The 15,539-nt window shown below is 70.8% G+C and carries 15 protein-coding genes; 6 read left to right on the forward strand and 9 right to left on the reverse strand.

Annotated features, from left to right (window positions below):
- Window positions 1-33: 33 nt before the first annotated feature.
- Window positions 34-522, forward strand: a complete 489-nt coding sequence (locus ABZU32_RS24940) for a GNAT family N-acetyltransferase (protein ID WP_354925555.1) — start codon at window positions 34-36, stop codon at window positions 520-522.
- A gap of 84 nt (window positions 523-606) precedes the next feature.
- Here ABZU32_RS24940 and ABZU32_RS24945 read toward each other — a convergent pair whose 3' ends face one another.
- Both ABZU32_RS24945 and ABZU32_RS24950 read right to left on the reverse strand, forming a co-directional pair.
- Window positions 607-831, reverse strand: a complete 225-nt coding sequence (locus tag ABZU32_RS24945) for a DUF397 domain-containing protein (protein WP_354925557.1) — start codon at window positions 829-831, stop codon at window positions 607-609.
- Entirely contained in the window at window positions 813-1,640 is an 828-nt protein-coding gene (locus tag ABZU32_RS24950) for a helix-turn-helix transcriptional regulator (RefSeq protein ID WP_354925560.1), read from the reverse strand. The genes ABZU32_RS24945 and ABZU32_RS24950 overlap by 19 nt, the downstream gene beginning before the upstream one ends.
- Window positions 1,641-1,976: 336 nt before the next feature.
- On the opposite strand from ABZU32_RS24950, the gene ABZU32_RS24955 reads away from it, so the two are divergent.
- From ABZU32_RS24955 to ABZU32_RS24965, 3 genes are all read left to right on the forward strand, one after another.
- Window positions 1,977-2,375 carry an ATP-binding protein gene (locus ABZU32_RS24955; RefSeq protein ID WP_354925759.1) on the forward strand — a complete coding sequence of 133 codons (399 nt, stop codon included), beginning with the start codon at window positions 1,977-1,979 and terminating at the stop codon, window positions 2,373-2,375.
- 285 nt (window positions 2,376-2,660) lie between these two features.
- Complete coding sequence (locus tag ABZU32_RS24960; protein ID WP_354925563.1) at window positions 2,661-3,242, forward strand: TIGR03086 family metal-binding protein; 582 nt, start codon at window positions 2,661-2,663, stop codon at window positions 3,240-3,242.
- A gap of 20 nt (window positions 3,243-3,262) precedes the next feature.
- Complete coding sequence (locus ABZU32_RS24965) at window positions 3,263-4,270, forward strand: sigma-70 family RNA polymerase sigma factor (RefSeq protein WP_354925566.1); 1,008 nt, start codon at window positions 3,263-3,265, stop codon at window positions 4,268-4,270.
- Window position 4,271: 1 nt separating this feature from the next.
- Here ABZU32_RS24965 and ABZU32_RS24970 read toward each other — a convergent pair whose 3' ends face one another.
- Window positions 4,272-5,261 carry a stage II sporulation protein M gene (locus ABZU32_RS24970; RefSeq protein WP_354925569.1) on the reverse strand — a complete coding sequence of 330 codons (990 nt, stop codon included), beginning with the start codon at window positions 5,259-5,261 and terminating at the stop codon, window positions 4,272-4,274.
- Window positions 5,262-5,299: 38 nt separating this feature from the next.
- Between ABZU32_RS24970 and ABZU32_RS24975 the strand changes: the two genes are divergently transcribed.
- Window positions 5,300-6,190 (forward strand): RDD family protein, encoded by an 891-nt coding sequence (locus tag ABZU32_RS24975; RefSeq protein WP_354925572.1) that lies wholly within the window; start codon window positions 5,300-5,302, stop codon window positions 6,188-6,190.
- Window positions 6,191-6,483: 293 nt separating this feature from the next.
- On the opposite strand, the gene ABZU32_RS24980 is transcribed toward ABZU32_RS24975, so the two are convergent.
- Genes ABZU32_RS24980 through ABZU32_RS25000 form a run of 5 tightly spaced genes read right to left on the reverse strand, consistent with a single transcriptional unit; the run spans window position 6,484 to window position 12,567 of the window.
- Window positions 6,484-7,446, reverse strand: coding sequence for an ABC transporter permease (locus ABZU32_RS24980; protein WP_354836988.1), 963 nt, complete (start codon window positions 7,444-7,446; stop codon window positions 6,484-6,486).
- 3 nt (window positions 7,447-7,449) lie between these two features.
- A complete protein-coding gene (locus ABZU32_RS24985; RefSeq protein ID WP_354925575.1) occupies window positions 7,450-8,655 on the reverse strand; it encodes an ABC transporter permease subunit in 1,206 nt (401 codons plus the stop codon).
- On the reverse strand, window positions 8,652-9,653 hold the full coding sequence (locus ABZU32_RS24990) for a dipeptide ABC transporter ATP-binding protein (protein ID WP_354925578.1): 1,002 nt from the start codon (window positions 9,651-9,653) through the stop codon (window positions 8,652-8,654). The genes ABZU32_RS24985 and ABZU32_RS24990 overlap by 4 nt, the downstream gene beginning before the upstream one ends.
- Window positions 9,650-10,690 carry an ABC transporter ATP-binding protein gene (locus ABZU32_RS24995; protein WP_354836994.1) on the reverse strand — a complete coding sequence of 347 codons (1,041 nt, stop codon included), beginning with the start codon at window positions 10,688-10,690 and terminating at the stop codon, window positions 9,650-9,652. Before ABZU32_RS24995 ends, ABZU32_RS24990 begins: the two co-directional genes overlap by 4 nt.
- Window positions 10,691-10,737: 47 nt before the next feature.
- Complete coding sequence (locus tag ABZU32_RS25000; RefSeq protein WP_354925581.1) at window positions 10,738-12,567, reverse strand: ABC transporter substrate-binding protein; 1,830 nt, start codon at window positions 12,565-12,567, stop codon at window positions 10,738-10,740.
- 431 nt (window positions 12,568-12,998) lie between these two features.
- On the opposite strand from ABZU32_RS25000, the gene ABZU32_RS25005 reads away from it, so the two are divergent.
- A complete protein-coding gene (locus ABZU32_RS25005; RefSeq protein WP_354925584.1) occupies window positions 12,999-14,249 on the forward strand; it encodes a glutamate--cysteine ligase in 1,251 nt (416 codons plus the stop codon).
- Here ABZU32_RS25005 and ABZU32_RS25010 read toward each other — a convergent pair.
- Window positions 14,219-15,487 (reverse strand): adenosylhomocysteinase, encoded by a 1,269-nt coding sequence (locus ABZU32_RS25010; RefSeq protein ID WP_354925587.1) that lies wholly within the window; start codon window positions 15,485-15,487, stop codon window positions 14,219-14,221. The genes ABZU32_RS25005 and ABZU32_RS25010 overlap by 31 nt on opposite strands.
- Window positions 15,488-15,539: the final 52 nt, after the last annotated feature.

A 15,539-nucleotide genomic window follows, 5' to 3' on the forward strand; every position in this document is an offset into this window, starting at 1 on the left:
CGGCCCCTACCTGGGTGACCCATGCTGGCGGCCATGCTGATCCGAGAGGCGATGCCGTACGACTGGCCCAAGATGTGGGCCTTCATGGAGGGCATCGTGCGTGCGGGTGAGACCTTCTCCTGGGATCGGGGCACCACCGAATCCGAGGCCCGTCAAATGTGGTTCCCGAAGCCGCCGGGCCGCACCTTCGTCGCCGTGGACGCGGATGGAACCGTCCTGGGCACGGCCAACAGCGTCCGCAACCACCGTGGCGGCGCCGCGCACATCGCCAGCGCGAGCTTCATGGTCGCCCCGGACCACTCCGGCCGGGGCGTCGGCCGGGCACTCGGCGAGCATGTCCTGGAGCAGGCACGCAAGGACGGCTTTCGAGCGATGCAGTTCAACGCCGTTGTGGAGACCAACACCCGAGCGGTGGCGCTGTGGAGGTCACTCGGCTTCGAAGTGATGACCACCCTCCCCGACGGCTTCCACCATCCGACTCACGGCTACGTAGGACTGCACATCATGTACCGGCAGCTTTGAGTCACTGCGGCGCCGTCCTACGGCGCCCCGCGCGCCTTTCTCGCGCGCACGCGGGCTCACCGTCACACCAAGAGTCGCCGGGGTTCAGCGGGTGAGACGGTCGTTCTTGACGCTGTTCAGAAACGCCGACCATTCGCCCGGGCTGAAGAGCAACGCCGGACCATTGGCGTTCTTGCTGTCCCGCACGCCGATGATCCTAGGCAGACCAGTGGCGACCTCGACGCAGTTGCCGCCATTCTCACCACTGCGGGAACTCTTTCTCCATGTGGCCTTGGTCAGGTCGACACCGATCAGGTCTGCTGCTTCCATTGGTCTCGCGCTTCCTTGATCATTTCGAGGGATTGACCAGGGCGGTACGCCTCCGCCCGTATCTTGTCATATCTCGCCCAGATCAAGGCGACGAACCTGTGCTCGGTCGACACCTCGCCCTCCCCGGCGGAGTCCACGGAGACCGCTGTGGGGGCGTCGGGCAGTTCGGCGATGATGAAACTCGACTGCCATCCCGTTGTGCAGGTGTTGTCATACGGCACCAGTTGCACCGTCACGTTCTGGCGCTGGGCGATCGTCGCGAGGTGATCAAGCTGCGCGTGCATGACCAGCGGTCCGCCGATGGGGCGGCGAAGTACCCACTCATCGATATGCACCCACAGGGTGGGCGGTTGATCGCTGTCGAAAACCGTCTTGCGGCGCATGCGAGCGCCGACTTGTTGCTCGACCTGTTCATCCGAGGTGGCCAGCCCGCCCCGGAAGATGGCACGCGCATACTCCTCTGTCTGCAGGAGACCTGGGACGAGCAGGGGATCCCAGCTTCGTAGCACGCGTGCGCGCGGTTCGATCTCATCAGTCCAGCGGAGGTACCAGCCCGGACCTGAAGGAGAGGTGATGTTGCGACAAAGGCGAACGAAACGATCACCTGTGCCGAATACCCGATCACATCCGGCAGCGAAGTCCGGTTTTGGGGTTCTGTCACCTTTTTCGATATGCGCCACAAGCGACGCCGAGCAATCGAGATTCTTACCCAGTCGGGCCTGGGTGAGGCCTGCTTGTCTGCGCACCCGAGCCAGCTCCCTGCCGAAGCGCTGAACCGGCGTCAAACGTGGATCAAGGTCGTTGTCCACGCGCTCCCCTCACTCGTGCTCCTTGCAGCGTGACAGCTACTTGACAGATCTTGACAACTTCCTCCTCCATGTGGGCGAATTCGGGTCTCGACTGTCCTCTATTTTCTCCACAATTCATGCCGCCACACAGGCAATCTGAAAGCGGCGGCGATTTTCGTCGATACGAATATGACAGCAATCGGACGAACCGACCATCCATGGCCAAGGCAGCGTGACAGACGCACGTCTTAAATGTGCGGGGATCTCTTCAGAGACGGTGGTGAATGTGGGCGCCAAGAAGGTGCGGCACTCGAATGACGCGGCCGAGCGGGTCTGGGAGGTCGTGCAGTGAGGACCATGGGTGGGCTGCTCGGCAGGGTCGAGGTCCTGGGGCTGAGCAGTTCGGTGAAGATCGCGCGGGATTATGTGCGTTCGGTGCTGCACGTGGCCGGGCGGCGGGATCTGGACGAGGTGGGGGTCCTGGTCAGTGAGGTGGTCACGAATGCCGTGCGGCATTCGGAGTCGGGGCGCCGGCCGGGCGGCGTGGTGGCGGTCCGGGTGTACGACGACGGCGAGACGGTACGGGTCGAGGTGACCGACGAGGGATCGCCCGGCGGCATACCGATGGTCCCGATTCAGGCCGAGCCGTTCAGCGAGAGCGGCCGTGGATTGTGGCTGGTCCGGGAGTTGTCCACGTCGTGGGGATGGAGCCAGAACGCCGAAGGCCACACGGTCTGGTTCGAGCTCCGGCCATGACGCGCTGACTCGGTGCGGCAGATGTCCCGGCAACGGCGGCCGTCGCGTACCGGGGTCGGTCATCGGCCGGTGACAGGTTCCTCAAGCCGGGGCGGCGGCGCGGTGACCTCCCCCGGCCGAATCGCCGCTCCATTCACGTGCGCGCCGCCGCGCTTCGCGGATGAATGTCGCCGCCGCGATTCCTTTTCCGGTGGCGGGAGGTCTACCTGTTGTGGGCCGAGGATCATCCGCGACCGCGGGGAGCGAGGCCTGGTTCGCCGAGGACTGTGAGAGAGGATCGAAACGATGGGAAGCAAGCAGGAGCCCGTGGCCACCCGGCAGCTGAGCCGGGCCTTCGCCAGCACCCGGGCCGTGCTGGCCAAGGTCGGACCCGGCCGGTTGGACGGCCCGACGCCGTGCGTGTCGTGGGACGTGCGCGCGCTGATCAACCATTTCGTCGGCTCGGCCCGGTGGGGCGCTTCCGCCGTCCTGGGCGCCGGTTATGAGGCCACCGACGAGGACTACGCGGCCGGCGACTTCCTCGCCCACTATGACGATGGCATCGACCTCGCGCTGGCCGCTTTCGGGGCCGACGGCGTTCTGGATAAGAGGATCGAGCTGGCGTTCGGCGAGTTCTCCGGCGCGGACCTGATGAGTATGGTGGTCAGGGACCAGTTCGTCCATGGATGGGACCTCGCGCGCGCCATCGGGCACCACACCGACCTTGATCCCGAGCTCGCAGGCGAGCTCCTCGTCCAGGCCCGGGTCGACATCCTCGACGCCTACCGTGGGCCTGAGGGAGAGGCCATCTTCGGGCCCATCGTCGAGGCTCCTGCCGACGCGTGCGCGGCCGACCGGCTGGCCGCCTTCCTCGGCCGCTCCCTATGACCGGAGAGTGATCGTGACCTGTGGCGGAATCTGACCAGGAGACCGTCGTGCCCGACGTGCCCGACGGTGAGGCGTTCGTCAGGGACGCCGAGCCGTTCCGGCGGGAACTGCTGGCGCACTGCTACCGCATGCTCGGCTCGGTGGACGATGCCACCGATGTGGTCCAGGAGACCTATCTGCGTGCCTGGCGTTCCTACGGCGCGTTCGAGGGCCGGTCATCGGTGCGCACCTGGCTCTACCAGATCGCCACCAACGCCTGCCTGACCGCGCTGGGGCATCACAGCAGGCGAGTGCTTCCTTCCGGCCTCGGCGGTCCGGAACCGGACCCCGAGGCCGCCCCGGAACCGGCCGGACCCGATGTCAGCTGGATTCAACCGGTCCCCGACGCACTCGTCGGCCCTGAGACGGCCGACCCCGCGTCCATCGTCCTCGCGCGGGAGGACCTGCGACTGGCGCTGGTCGCCGGCCTGCAGTACCTGTCCGGGACGCAACGGGCCGTGCTCTTACTGCGGGATGTGCTGTCCTTTCCCGCCGCCGAGGTCGCCGTCATGCTGGGCACCACCACAGCGGCGGTCAAGAGCGCGCTGCAACGCGCCCGCGCCCGGCTCCGGGACCTGGCCCCCGCGGCCGGCGAGATCATCCCGCCCACCGAACCGGGTGCCCGTGCGCTGCTCGACCAGTACGTCGCGGCCTTCCAGAACGCCGACGCGCCGGCCCTGGAACGGCTGCTGCGCCGGGACGCCACCCTGGAGGCGACGCCCTTCAAGACCTGGTTCGCCGGCCGCGCGACCTGCGTGCCCTATCTCCGTACCCGGATTCTCGGATCGCCCGGTGACTGGCTCATGCTGCCGACCGGCGCCAACGGGCAGCCCGCCGCGGTGGCCTACACCCGTGACGGACACGGCGCCTACCAGGCGTACGGCATCGTGGTGCTCACCGTCACCGGCGCGGGCATCAGCCAGATCATCTCGTTCCACCAACCGGGCCTGGTCGCCACCTTCGGCTTCCCGCCGACCGTCGTCCGCTGAGTCAGGTTGAGGGGGCCACGTCGGGGGTGCGTTCGAGGTCGCCGGATTCGCCGGCGTGGAGGGCGCGGCGGCCGAAGTACACCACGTACGCCAGGAAGGCGGCCTCGGCGAGCACCCCGATGCCGATGCGTGCCCAGGTGGGCAGCGGCGACGGGGTCACCAGGGCCTCGATCAGCCCGGACACCAGCAGCACCACGACCAGGCCGAGGGCGACGCTGACGACGGCGCGTCCTTGTTCGGCGAGCGCCTCCGCGCGCTTCCGCGGACCGGGGTCGATGGCCGTCCATCCGAGCCGCATGCCGACGGCGGCGGCGAGGAAGACGGCGGTGAGCTCCAGCAACCCGTGCGGGGTGATCAGGCCGAAGAAGATGTCCAGCCGGTCGCGTGAGGCCATGAGGCCGGCGGAGATGCCGACGTTGGCGGCGTTCTGCCACAGGATGTACGGGATGGGGATGCCGAGGAGGACCGACATCGCGATGACCTGCATCGACACCCATGCGTTGTTGATCCACACCTGACCGGCGAACGCCCCGGCCGGGTGCTCGGAGTAGTAGTCGGCGAAGTCGTGCTCGACGAGCTGCTTGATCTGTTCGGGTCCGGCGATGGCGGCCTGGACGTCGGCGTTGCGCGCGACCCAGAAGCCGAGCACGACCGAGACCGCCAGGAAGACCGCGGCCGAGCCGGCCCACCACCAGCGGGCACGGTAGGCGACCACGGGGAAGGAGACGGTGAAGAACCGGATGAACTCCCGCCAGGCGGGGGTGTGGGCGCCGGTGACGGCCGAGCGCGCCCGTGCGACCAGCGCCGACAGCCGGCCCACGAGGAGCTGGTCGGAGCCGGACCTGACGATGGACAGGTGGGTCGCCACGCGCTGGTAGAGGTCGACCAGTTCGTCGACCTCGGGGCCGGTCAGCGAGCCGCGGTGCCGCACCAGGGTCTCGAGCCGGTCCCACGTCGGCTTGTGCACGGAGACGAACGCGTCGATGTCCACGCACGAAAGCCTATTGGCCCGGTGGATAGGGTGGGGGCGTGGCAGATGTGGTGACCGGTGAGGCCGTCGTCGTCGAGGTGCGGGTGGCCCAGCTGCCGAGCCGCGCGGTGGCCCTGTTGATCGACATGCTGCTGCAGTTCGCGGCCATCGTCGGGCTGTCCCTGCTGCTCGGCATGCTGTCGGTGGTCACCGAGGAGGCCTTCGCGATCGCGCTGACGATCCTGCTGACCGCCCTGGTCATCGTCGGCTACCCGGTCATCTTCGAGACGCTGAGCCGCGGGCGCAGCCTGGGCAAGCTGGCGCTCGGGCTCCGGGTGGTGAGCGACGACGGCGGCCCCGAGCGGTTCCGGCAGGCGATGTTCCGCGGTCTGGCCGGGCTGCTGGAGTTCTGGCTGCTGTTCGGGGCGCCCGCGCTGATCGGCTCGCTGGTCAGCGAGCGCGGCAAGCGGCTCGGCGACGTCTTCGCGGGCACCATCGTGATCTCCGAACGGGCCCCGCGCCAGGCGCCGCCACCTGAGATGCCGCCCCAGCTCGCCGCCTGGGCCACGACGCTGGAGCTGTCGCGGCTGCCGGAGGCGCTCGCCGCCACCGCCCGGCAGTACCTGTCGCGCTGGCACCAGCTGTCCCCCGCCGTCCGCCACGAGATGGGGGTGCGCATCGCCGGGCAGTTCTCCTCGTTCGTCTCGCCGCCGCCCCCGCCCGCCGCGCCGCCCTACGCCTACCTCGCCGCCGTTCTGGCCGAGCGCCGCCGCCGCACGCAGGCGCGGCTCGCCCTCCAGGCGCGGCAGGCGCGGGCGTCGTCGTCCGCTTCCCCCTTCGCCGGCGTGCCGGGAGCGGCGCCCGTTTCCGGGACGTATCCGGCGCCGTTTTCTCCGCCCTCACCTGCGGCGACACCACCGACGGCCAGCGGTTTCATCCCTCCCGCCTAGATTTCGCGCCTTCTGCCGCATACATGCCCGAACAGGGGGCACAGGGACGTCCAGCGGGCCACTGGGGCATTGGTCCGCTACGTGGGAAACGGGTGTGGCCGGCGCGCATGGGAGAGGACGCGCCGGCCACGCCCATGTCATCCCCCGGTTCACCTGGGAGCCCCGGCAGGCGTACGCCCGTTCGCGGAAGTCCCGGCCGCGCAGCCCTTTCTCGCCGGGAGTTCCCGCCCGCACGCCCCTTTCTCCCCGGGAGTTCCGCCCGCACACCCCTTTCCACTGACCGCCCCCGAGGGTCAGGCGAGCCGGACGCGGGCGTCCAGGAGGGCGTAGGCGACGTCGACCAGGAGGTTGGCGACGACCACGGCCGCCGCCGTGATGAGCACCACTCCCATGATCACCGGCAGGTCGCTGCTCACGAACGCCTGCACGACCGCCTGGCCGACGCCGCCGAGCCCGAAGACCGACTCGGTGACGACCACTCCGCCGATGAGCGTGCCGACGTCCACGCCGAGCTGTGACACCACCGGCGTCAGCGCCGAGCGCAGGCCGTGCCGGACGACGACCCGCCGCTCGGGGACGCCCTTGGCGCGCGCCGTCCTGATGTAGTCCTCTCCGAGCACGTCGAGCATCGAGCCCCGCGTGAGCCGCAGGTAGGTCGCGGCCTGCACGGTGGCGAGCGTGACCCAGGGCAGGATCAGGTGCCGCGCCCACTCGGCCGGGTTCTGGGAGAAGTCCACGTAGGAGTCCGGCGGGAAGATCGGCAGGCCAGCCTTGGTGAGCTGGAAGAACAGCAGGTAGAGCAGCAGCAGCCCGATGACGAACGTCGGCATCGAGACGCCGGCGAGCGCCAGGAACGTCATGGCCCGGTCGAGCGGCGAGCGGGCCCGGGTGGCGCTGAGCACGCCCGCGCTGACGCCCACCAGGAACCACAGCACCGCGCCGCCGAGCACCAGGGAGAGGGTCGGCGGGAGGTCGGCGGCGACGAGCGTGCCGACCGACTCGCCGTTGAAGTAGGACTTGCCGAGATCGCCGTGCAGGAGGCGGCCCATGTACTGGCCGTACTGCACCAGGACGGGCTGGTCGAGGCCGAGGTCGCGCCGGATGAGCTCGACCTGTTCCGGGGTGGCCTGCCGGCCGGCCAGCGTGCGTGCCGGGTCGCCGGGGGCCACGAAGAACATGAAGAACGTCCCGAGCGTGACCAGCCACAGGACGATCGCGCCGAGGATCACCCGGCGGATGAGGAAGCGGCGGAACATCGGTCAGCCCCCTGTGGAGTCGTCGTGCGCGCCGGGCTCTCGCCCGTCCGGACCGTCCCTGCCGGGCTCTCGCCGGCCCGGACCGTCCCCGCCGGGCTCTCGCCGACCCGGACCGTCCCCGCCGGGCTCTCGCCGGCCCGGACCGTCCCCGCCGGGCTCTCGCCGGCCCGGACCGTCCCCATCGGTGCCGGTCACGGGGCCGTCGGACGCGGCCGCGCGGGCTCCGGAGGCGGGGGCGGAGCGCCTGTCGCGGGCGCGCCGGCGCAGCAGGCCCCTGCGCCGGCTGAACAGGCGCTCGGTGCGCGGGTCGATGGCGTCGCGGACGCCGTCGCCGAGCAGGTTGAACGCCAGCGTGGCGACCAGCAGCGTGCCCGCGGGGAAGGTGAGGTACCACCAGGCCACCCGGTAGAACCCCTGCGCCTCGCTGAGCAGGTTGCCCCAGGACGGCGTGGGCGGGACGATGCCGAGCCCGAGGTAGGACAGCGTCGACTCGAACACGATGGCGGCGGGCACCAGCAGCGTGACCAGCACGATCACCGGGGCGAGCAGGTTCGGCAGGATGTCGACGACCATGACGCGCGCGTCGCTCGCGCCGAGCGACCTGGCCGCCTCGACGTACTCCCGTTCCTTGATCGAGAGTGTCTGCCCGCGCACGATCCGGGCGATCGCCGCCCAGGAGTAGAACGCGATCACCCCGACCGTGGCGGTCAAGGACGGACCGGCGATGGACACCACCGCGATGGCGAAGATCAGGTACGGGAAGGAGAGCACGACGTCCATGAGGCGCGACAGCAGCGTGTCCACGACGCCGCCGTAGAAGCCGGCGAGCAGCCCGACGGCGACGCCGAGCAAGGCCGCGAGCCCGGTGGACAGCACGCCGACGACCAGCGACACCCGTGCCCCGTACAGCACGCGGATGAACAGGTCGCGGCCGAGCCGGTCGGTGCCGAACCAGAACGTGCCGTTCGGCGCCACCGGAAGTCCCTGGTCGGTGATGCCGATGTCGCGGAACTGGTCGTCGGGCCCGTGGCCGCTCCACTGGGCGATCAGCGGCGCCGCCGCGGCGAGCACGAGCAGGAGCAGCACCACGACCGCCGAGGCCAGGGCGACCTTGTCGGTGCGGATGCGGGCCCAGGCCAGGGCCCACGGGCTGCGCCCGGCGATGGTCCTGCCGGGCACCACCCCGGGCCGTATCTCGGTGAGCGTCACCTCGTCCCCCTTTCTCCCGCCGGCGGGGCTCCGCCGATCGGGTAGTGGCAGGCCGTCAGGTGGCCGCCGCCCTCCAGCGGGGGCTGTCGTTCCGCGCAGAGGTCCCCGGCGCGCGGGCAGCGGGGATGGAAGCGGCAGCCGGACGGCGGGTCGATCGGCGAGGGCACGTCGCCGGTGAGGATGACCCGGCCGCGCCGGTCGGCGGCGTCGGGGTCGGCGACGGCCGTGGCGGACAACAGCGCGTCGGCGTAGGGGTGGCGGGGATGCTCGTACAGCTCGTCGGCCTCGGCCAGCTCCACGACCCGGCCGAGGTACATCACGGCGATGCGGTCGCTGACGTGCCGCACCACCGACAGGTCGTGGGCGATGAACAGGTACGTCAGGCCGAACTCGTCCTGCAGGTCCTTGAGCAGGTTGAGGATCTGCGCCTGGATCGACACGTCGAGCGCCGACACCGGCTCGTCGCAGATGATCAGCCGGGGGCGCAGGGCCAGGGCGCGGGCGACGCCGATGCGCTGGCGCTGCCCGCCGGAGAACTCGGCCGGGAAGCGGTTGTAGTGCTCGGGGTTGAGCCCGACCCGTTCCATCAGCTCGCCGACCGCGCGCCGTCGTTCCTTGGCGGTGCCGATGCCGTGGATGACCAGCGGGTCGGCGATGATCGAGCCGACGCGCCTGCGCGGGTTGAGCGAGCCGTAGGGGTCCTGGAACATGACCTGGATGTCGCGGCGGAACGGCCGCATCGCGCCGCGCGGCAGGTTGGTGATGTCCTGGCCGTCGAAGACGACCTTGCCGGAGGTGACCGGGTACAGCCCGGCGATGCAGCGGGCCAGCGTGGACTTGCCGCAGCCGGTCTCGCCGACCAGGCCCAGCGTCTCACCGGGCGCGAGGGTGAGGCTCACCCCGTCGACCGCGTGCACCTGCCCGACCCTGCGGCGCAGCACGGCGCCCTCGTGGATGGGGAAGTGCTTGACCAGGTCGTCGACTTCGAGGAGGTTCACGCCGCTCCCCCGTTCTCCGCGCGGGCGGCGCGCAGCCGCACGGCCTCCGCCTGTTCGCCGAGCCCGACGGCCTCGTGCGGCAGCCAGCAGGCCGAGGCGTGGTCGCCGTCGCCGGTCACGCGGGCCAGCGGCGGCGGCTCGGCGGAGCAGACCGGCATGGCGTAGCGGCAGCGCGGGTGGAACGCGCACCCGGGCGGCACGGCGATCATGCTCGGCGGCTGCCCGGGGATCGGCCGCAGCCGGCCCTTGCGCACCCCCGTGCTGCCGGGGATGGACTCCAGCAGGCCCTTGGTGTACGGGTGGTGCGGCCGGTAGTAGATCGTCCGCCGGTCGGCCCGCTCCACCGGGAGCCCCGCGTACATGACCATGACCTCGTCGGCGACGCCCGCCACCACGCCGAGGTCGTGGGTGATCAGCACCAGCGCGATGTCGAACTCCCGCTGCAGGCGCGTGATCAGGTCGAGGATCTGCGCCTGGACGGTGGCGTCCAGCGCGGTGGTGGGCTCGTCCGCGACCACCAGGCGCGGGTTGAGCGCGAGCGCCATCGCGATCATCGCGCGTTGCCGCATGCCGCCGGAGAACTGGTGCGGGTAGTCGTCCACCCTGCGGTCCGGGCGCGGGATGCCGACCAGCCCCAGCAGTTCGACCGCGCGCCGCCGGGCCTCGGCGCGGCCCACGCCGGCGTCGTGGACGCGGATCAGCTCGGCGATCTGCCAGCCGACCTTGTACAGCGGGTGCAGGCTGGTCAGGGGGTCCTGGAACACGACGCTGATCGCCGACCCGCGGATCCGGCGCAGCCGCTCCTCTCCCAGCGTGAGCAGGTCGACGCCCTCGAACAGGGCGCTGCCGGTGATGTCGGCCTCGGGCAGCAGGCCGAGGATGGCCTGCGTGCTCACCGTCTTGCCGCTCCCGGACTCCCCGACGATCGCCAGCGTCCGTCCCGGCTCGACGCTGAACGACAGCCCGCGGACGGCCCGCACGAGGCCGTCCGCGGTCGGGAAGCCGACCGTGAGGTCCTTGACTTCCAGAAGGCTCATCTACCGGTCCTTCGTCCGATTATTGCGATCACGACGTCGCGCCCGCATCACGGGCTCGGCGGGTCGAGCCAGAGGTTGGTGACGTCGTAGAGCTGGAAGGAGGGCAGGTAGAGGGCGTTCTTGACCCGCTTGGCGTGGTAGATCGGCGTGTTCTGGTTCTGGAAGGGCACGATCACCGCGTCCGCCATGACCTGCTGGTCCACCTGGTGCCACAGACCCGCCGACTTCGCCGCGTCGGGCTCGGCGAGCGCCTGCTTGATCAGGTCGTCCACCCGGGGGTTGCTGTAGCAGCCGTAGTTGGAGGTGCCGGGGGTGCAGTTGGTCTGGAACAGCGGCTGGGCGACCGCCCGCCCGTTGTTGCCGTACCAGTCGGGCACCCAGCCGGGGGCTGAGATGTCCCACTTGCTGCCCTTGGCGAGGGACACGTTCTGCAGGAAGGCGCCGTAGTAGTCGCCCTGCCGCACCGGCAGGCCCTTGACCGTGATGCCGCATTTCTGCAGGTCGGCGGAGTAGGACTGGAAGACGGCCGGGTGGTTGCCCGCGTTGCGGTAGGCCCCGGTCAGGGTGAGCCCGTTCGGGTAGCCGGCCTCGGCGAGCATCTGCTTGCACTTGGCCGGGTCGCCCGCGTCGCCCGGCGTCGGGTAGGGGTTGTACTCCTGGTAGCCGATGTTGCCCGGCGGGATGGCGGTGTGCAGAGGCGTGTTGAGCTCCTTGCCGCCGTAGATCTTGCCGATGGCCACCTTGCTGATCGCGTACTCGATGGCCTGGCGCACCTTGAGCTTGCCCATGGCGCCGCCGGCGTTCTTGCTCTGCTGGTTGAACACCAGGTAGGGGTTGGTGATGGCCCCGGGGAAGACCTTGTAGTTCGCGTCGCCGGAGGAGGCCAGGCGGGGCAGCTGCGCCGTCGGCACCGGCAGGTCCCACGACAGGTCGGCGGTGCCCGCCTCCAGTTGCTGCTGCACGCTGTCGGGCTCGGTGACGCCCTCCTTGACCTCGATCGCGTCGACGTACTGGTGGCGGATCGGGTCGGCCTCCTGCTTCCAGGCCGGGTTGCGCTCCAGCCTGATCTCCTTCGTCGCCACGTACTTGACGATCTTGTAGGGCCCGTCGGAGACGACGTGCCGGCGGAAGTCCGCGTCGTCGGGCAGGTACTGGTCGTACTCCTGCGGCGCCGCCGAGGCGAAGTTGAGCGACAGGATGTTCAGGAAGTCGCTGGCCGGCTGGACGAGCGTGAACACCAGCGTCTTGTCGTCCTTGGCCTGGACCCCGGGGATGTCGTGGGAGTTCTGGAAGTCGGCCAGCGCCTTCGGCGTGGGCTTGTCCTTCTCGAACGCCTTGGCGTAGGCGGAGCAGTACTCCGCCATGCCCTTGATCGTGCTGGTGTAGTACCCGGGCGCTCCCGAGCCGGCCACCGGGTTGCACAGCCGCTTGAAGCCGCGCAGGTAGTCCTGGGCGGTGACGGCGCGTGGCGGCGTGGTGTCCCACTGGACGCCGTCGCGCAGCTTGACGGTGTAGGTGAGCAGGTCCTTGCTGAGCCCGCCGTTCGCCGTGGTGGGGATCTCGGCGGCGACGTCGGGCACGACCTCCAGGGCCTTCTTCAGGTCGGCCTGGGCGGCCAGCGAGAACAGCTGGCGGGCGTAGGCGCGCAGGAGCCCGTTGGTCACGGTGTAGTAGGTGCTGGTCGGGTCGAGGTGGTCGACGTCGCCGCCGCCGACCAGCCGCAGCGTCCCGCCCTGGACGGGCTTGCCGGCCGGCTGCTGGGCGCCGGCGGACTTTCCGGCGCCGGTGCCGCCGGTGCCGCTGTCGGTCGCGCAGGCGGAGGCGAGCAGCGTCGCCGCCGCCGCGACCGCGATGGTGAGATGGCGCGATCTGGCCATCTGCCCTCCTGGGTGCCGAGATGGGGATCCTGGTGGCCGGTCGCAGGGCGGGCGCGCGGTAGGCTGGCGCCCTGCCTTGCGGCTGGGATGGGTGCTCGGGGATGAGGCGCTTGGTGCAGATCGAGGGCCGCTCTGATTGAAGGAACCCACTTTCCGGGCCGGCTGTCGAGGCCGGTTACGCAACCGATGGCGATGAGCGATCCATAAGTGATGCCGGTTCGGTCGTGAAATATCAGCGAATTGCGACACAATCGCCGAACAACCCGCTCATAGCCCTCTGAGCTGCGCGAACGTCGCGGTAGCGGCTGCATTCAAAGGTGCTCCCAGGGATGGGAAGCAGGAAGTAAACCCGGTTTCCGGACTATTGGTACGGGCATCGGTACATTTGAACGTCTGCTTCCTCCGGGGATGCACCCGAATGAGGTGGAGCAGTGAAACCGACGCCGTCCACGACCTCGCGCCGGAACATCCCGCCCCCCTTGCTGACCATGGGCATGGAGGAGGAGTTCCTGCTGATCGACCCGCGCAGCGGGCGCCTGCGGCCCGCCGCGGGACAGGTGCTGCGCCGCCTCGGCGGGCTGGCCGCCTGCCGGGTCGTGCCGGAGCTGACCAGGTGCCAGGTCGAGACCAACAGCGCCGTCCACACCGACCTGCGGGCGCTCGCCGCCGACCTGCTGCGGCTGCGCGCCCTCGTCTCCGCCGCCGCGTCGGACGCGGGAGCCGCGCTGTCGGCGTGCGGGACGTGCCTGGTCGGCTGCGGCGGCATGCCCCCGCTCAGCGCCGCACCGCGCTACCGGCGCATGTACGAGCAGTTCCGCGCCCTGCTGTACGGCCAGGGGGTGTGCGGGTGCCACGTCCACGTCGGCGTCGCCGACCGCGAGGAGGCCGTGGGGGTCAGCAACCACGTGCGGCCCTGGCTGCCGCTCCTGCAGGCGCTGACCGCCAACTCCCCCATCACCGACGGCGAGGACACCGGCTACGCGAGCTGGCGGGCGATGTTGTGGGCGCGCTGGCCGAGCGCCGGTCCCCCGCCGTACTTCCTGTCGGCCGGCCACTATGACGGCCTGCTGCGGGGTCTGCGGGCCAGCGGGGCGATCCTCGACCGGGGCATGGTGTACTGGCTGATCAGGCTCTCCCACCACCTGCCGACCCTGGAGTTCCGGTCGGCCGACACCTGCGCCACGGTGGAGGAGGCCGTCCTGCTGGCCGCGCTGGTCCGGGCCCTGGCCGCGACCGCGCTCGTCGAGGTGCGCCGGGGCGTCCCGGGCCCGCCGGTCGACCACACGCTGTTGTGCGCCGCGTACTGGCGCTCGGCCCGCGACGGCATGGAGGGCGCGGTCTACGACCCGATCACCGGCCGGGTCGTCCCGGCGTGGACGCTCGCCGAACGGCTGGTGGAGACCGTGCGCCCGGCCCTGGCGGCGGCCGGCGACCTCGCGCCGGTCACGGCCGCGCTGCGCCGCATGCGGCGCAGCGGCTCGGGCGCGGAACGCCAGCGGGCCGCCCACCGCCGCCGCGGCCAGGTCGGCGACGTCGCCGAGCTGCTCGTCCGGCAGACCACGCAGGTGCCGGAGCTGTTCGGCGGGCCGCCCTCACCGGCCCGGGCGGTGACCGGGACGCGCGCCGGCGTCGGCGGCTCGCTCGTCCCTCTTCAGGAGCCGACCCGCCAGGAGCTGAGGTAGTCGGCCTGGACGGCGGTGAGCGCGTCGATCTCGATGCCGGCCGCGCCGAGCTTGAGCCGCGCCACCTCGGTGTCGATCTCCGCCGGCACGTCGTACACCCCCGGGGCGAGCCGGGACCGCTCTCCGGCCAGCCAGGCGACGGCGAGCGCCTGGGCGGAGAACGACATGTCCATGACAGCGGCGGGATGCCCCTCGGCGGCCGTCAGGTTGACCAGACGGCCCTCGGCGAGCAGCAGCAGGCGCCTGCCGTCGGAGAGGACGTACTCGTCGGTGTAGGGCCGTACGCCGAAGTTCACGTCCTGCGCCATGCCCTCCAGGGCCCGCACGTCGATCTCGACGTCGAAGTGGCCGGCGTTGGCCAGGATGGCGCCGTCCCGCATCTCGGCCAGGTGCTCGCCCCGGATGACGTCGCGGTTGCCGGTGACGGTGATGAACAGGTCGCCCGCCCTGGCCGCGTCGGCCATCGGCAGCACCTCATACCCCTGCAGGGCGGCGTCCAGGGCCTTGACCGGGTCGATCTCGGTGACGATGACCCGCGCCCCCTGGCCCCTGGCCCGCTCGGCGACGCCGCGCCCGCAGTAGCCGAACCCGGCGACGACGACCGTGCGCCCCGCGAGCAGGACGTTGGTGGCCCGCATGATGCCGTCGAGCGTGGACTGGCCGGTGCCGTAGCGGTTGTCGAACATCCGCTTGGTGCGGGTGTCGTTGACGGCGACCATCGGGAAGCGCAGCGCCTGCTCGGCCGCCATCTGCCGCAGCCGGATGATGCCGGTCGTGGTCTCCTCGCAGCCGCCCGAGACGCCTTCCAGCAGCTCGACGCGCTCGGTGTGCAGGATGTTGACCAGGTCGCAGCCGTCGTCCAGCACCAGGTCGGGGGCGATGTCCAGCGCCTCGTGGATGTGCCGGTAGTAGGTCTCGCGGTCCACCCCGGCCCGGGCGTGCACCTCCACCCCGTAGGAGGCGAGCGCCGCCGCGACGTCGTTCTGCGTGGACAGCGGGTTGGAGGCCGCCAGCGCGATCTCGGCCCCGCCCGCCTTGAGCGCGCCGACGAGCACCGCCGTCTCGGCGGTCACGTGCAGGCACGCGGCGACCTTCAGCCCCTCCAGAGGGCGGGTCTGGCTGAAGCGCGCCCCGATGGCGCGCAGCACGGGCATGGAGCGCAGCGCCCAGTCGATGCGCCGCTCCCCCGCCTCGGCGAGCGGCGCGTCCGCGACGTCCACGGTCCCCCCTGTGCTCATGTGGCGAAGGGTCCCCGCGCGGACCGCGCGGGGACCCTGCCATGATCGTCGA

This window comes from Sphaerisporangium sp. NPDC005288, assembly GCF_040607475.1.
Lineage (GTDB): Bacteria > Actinomycetota > Actinomycetes > Streptosporangiales > Streptosporangiaceae > Sphaerisporangium > Sphaerisporangium rhizosphaerae.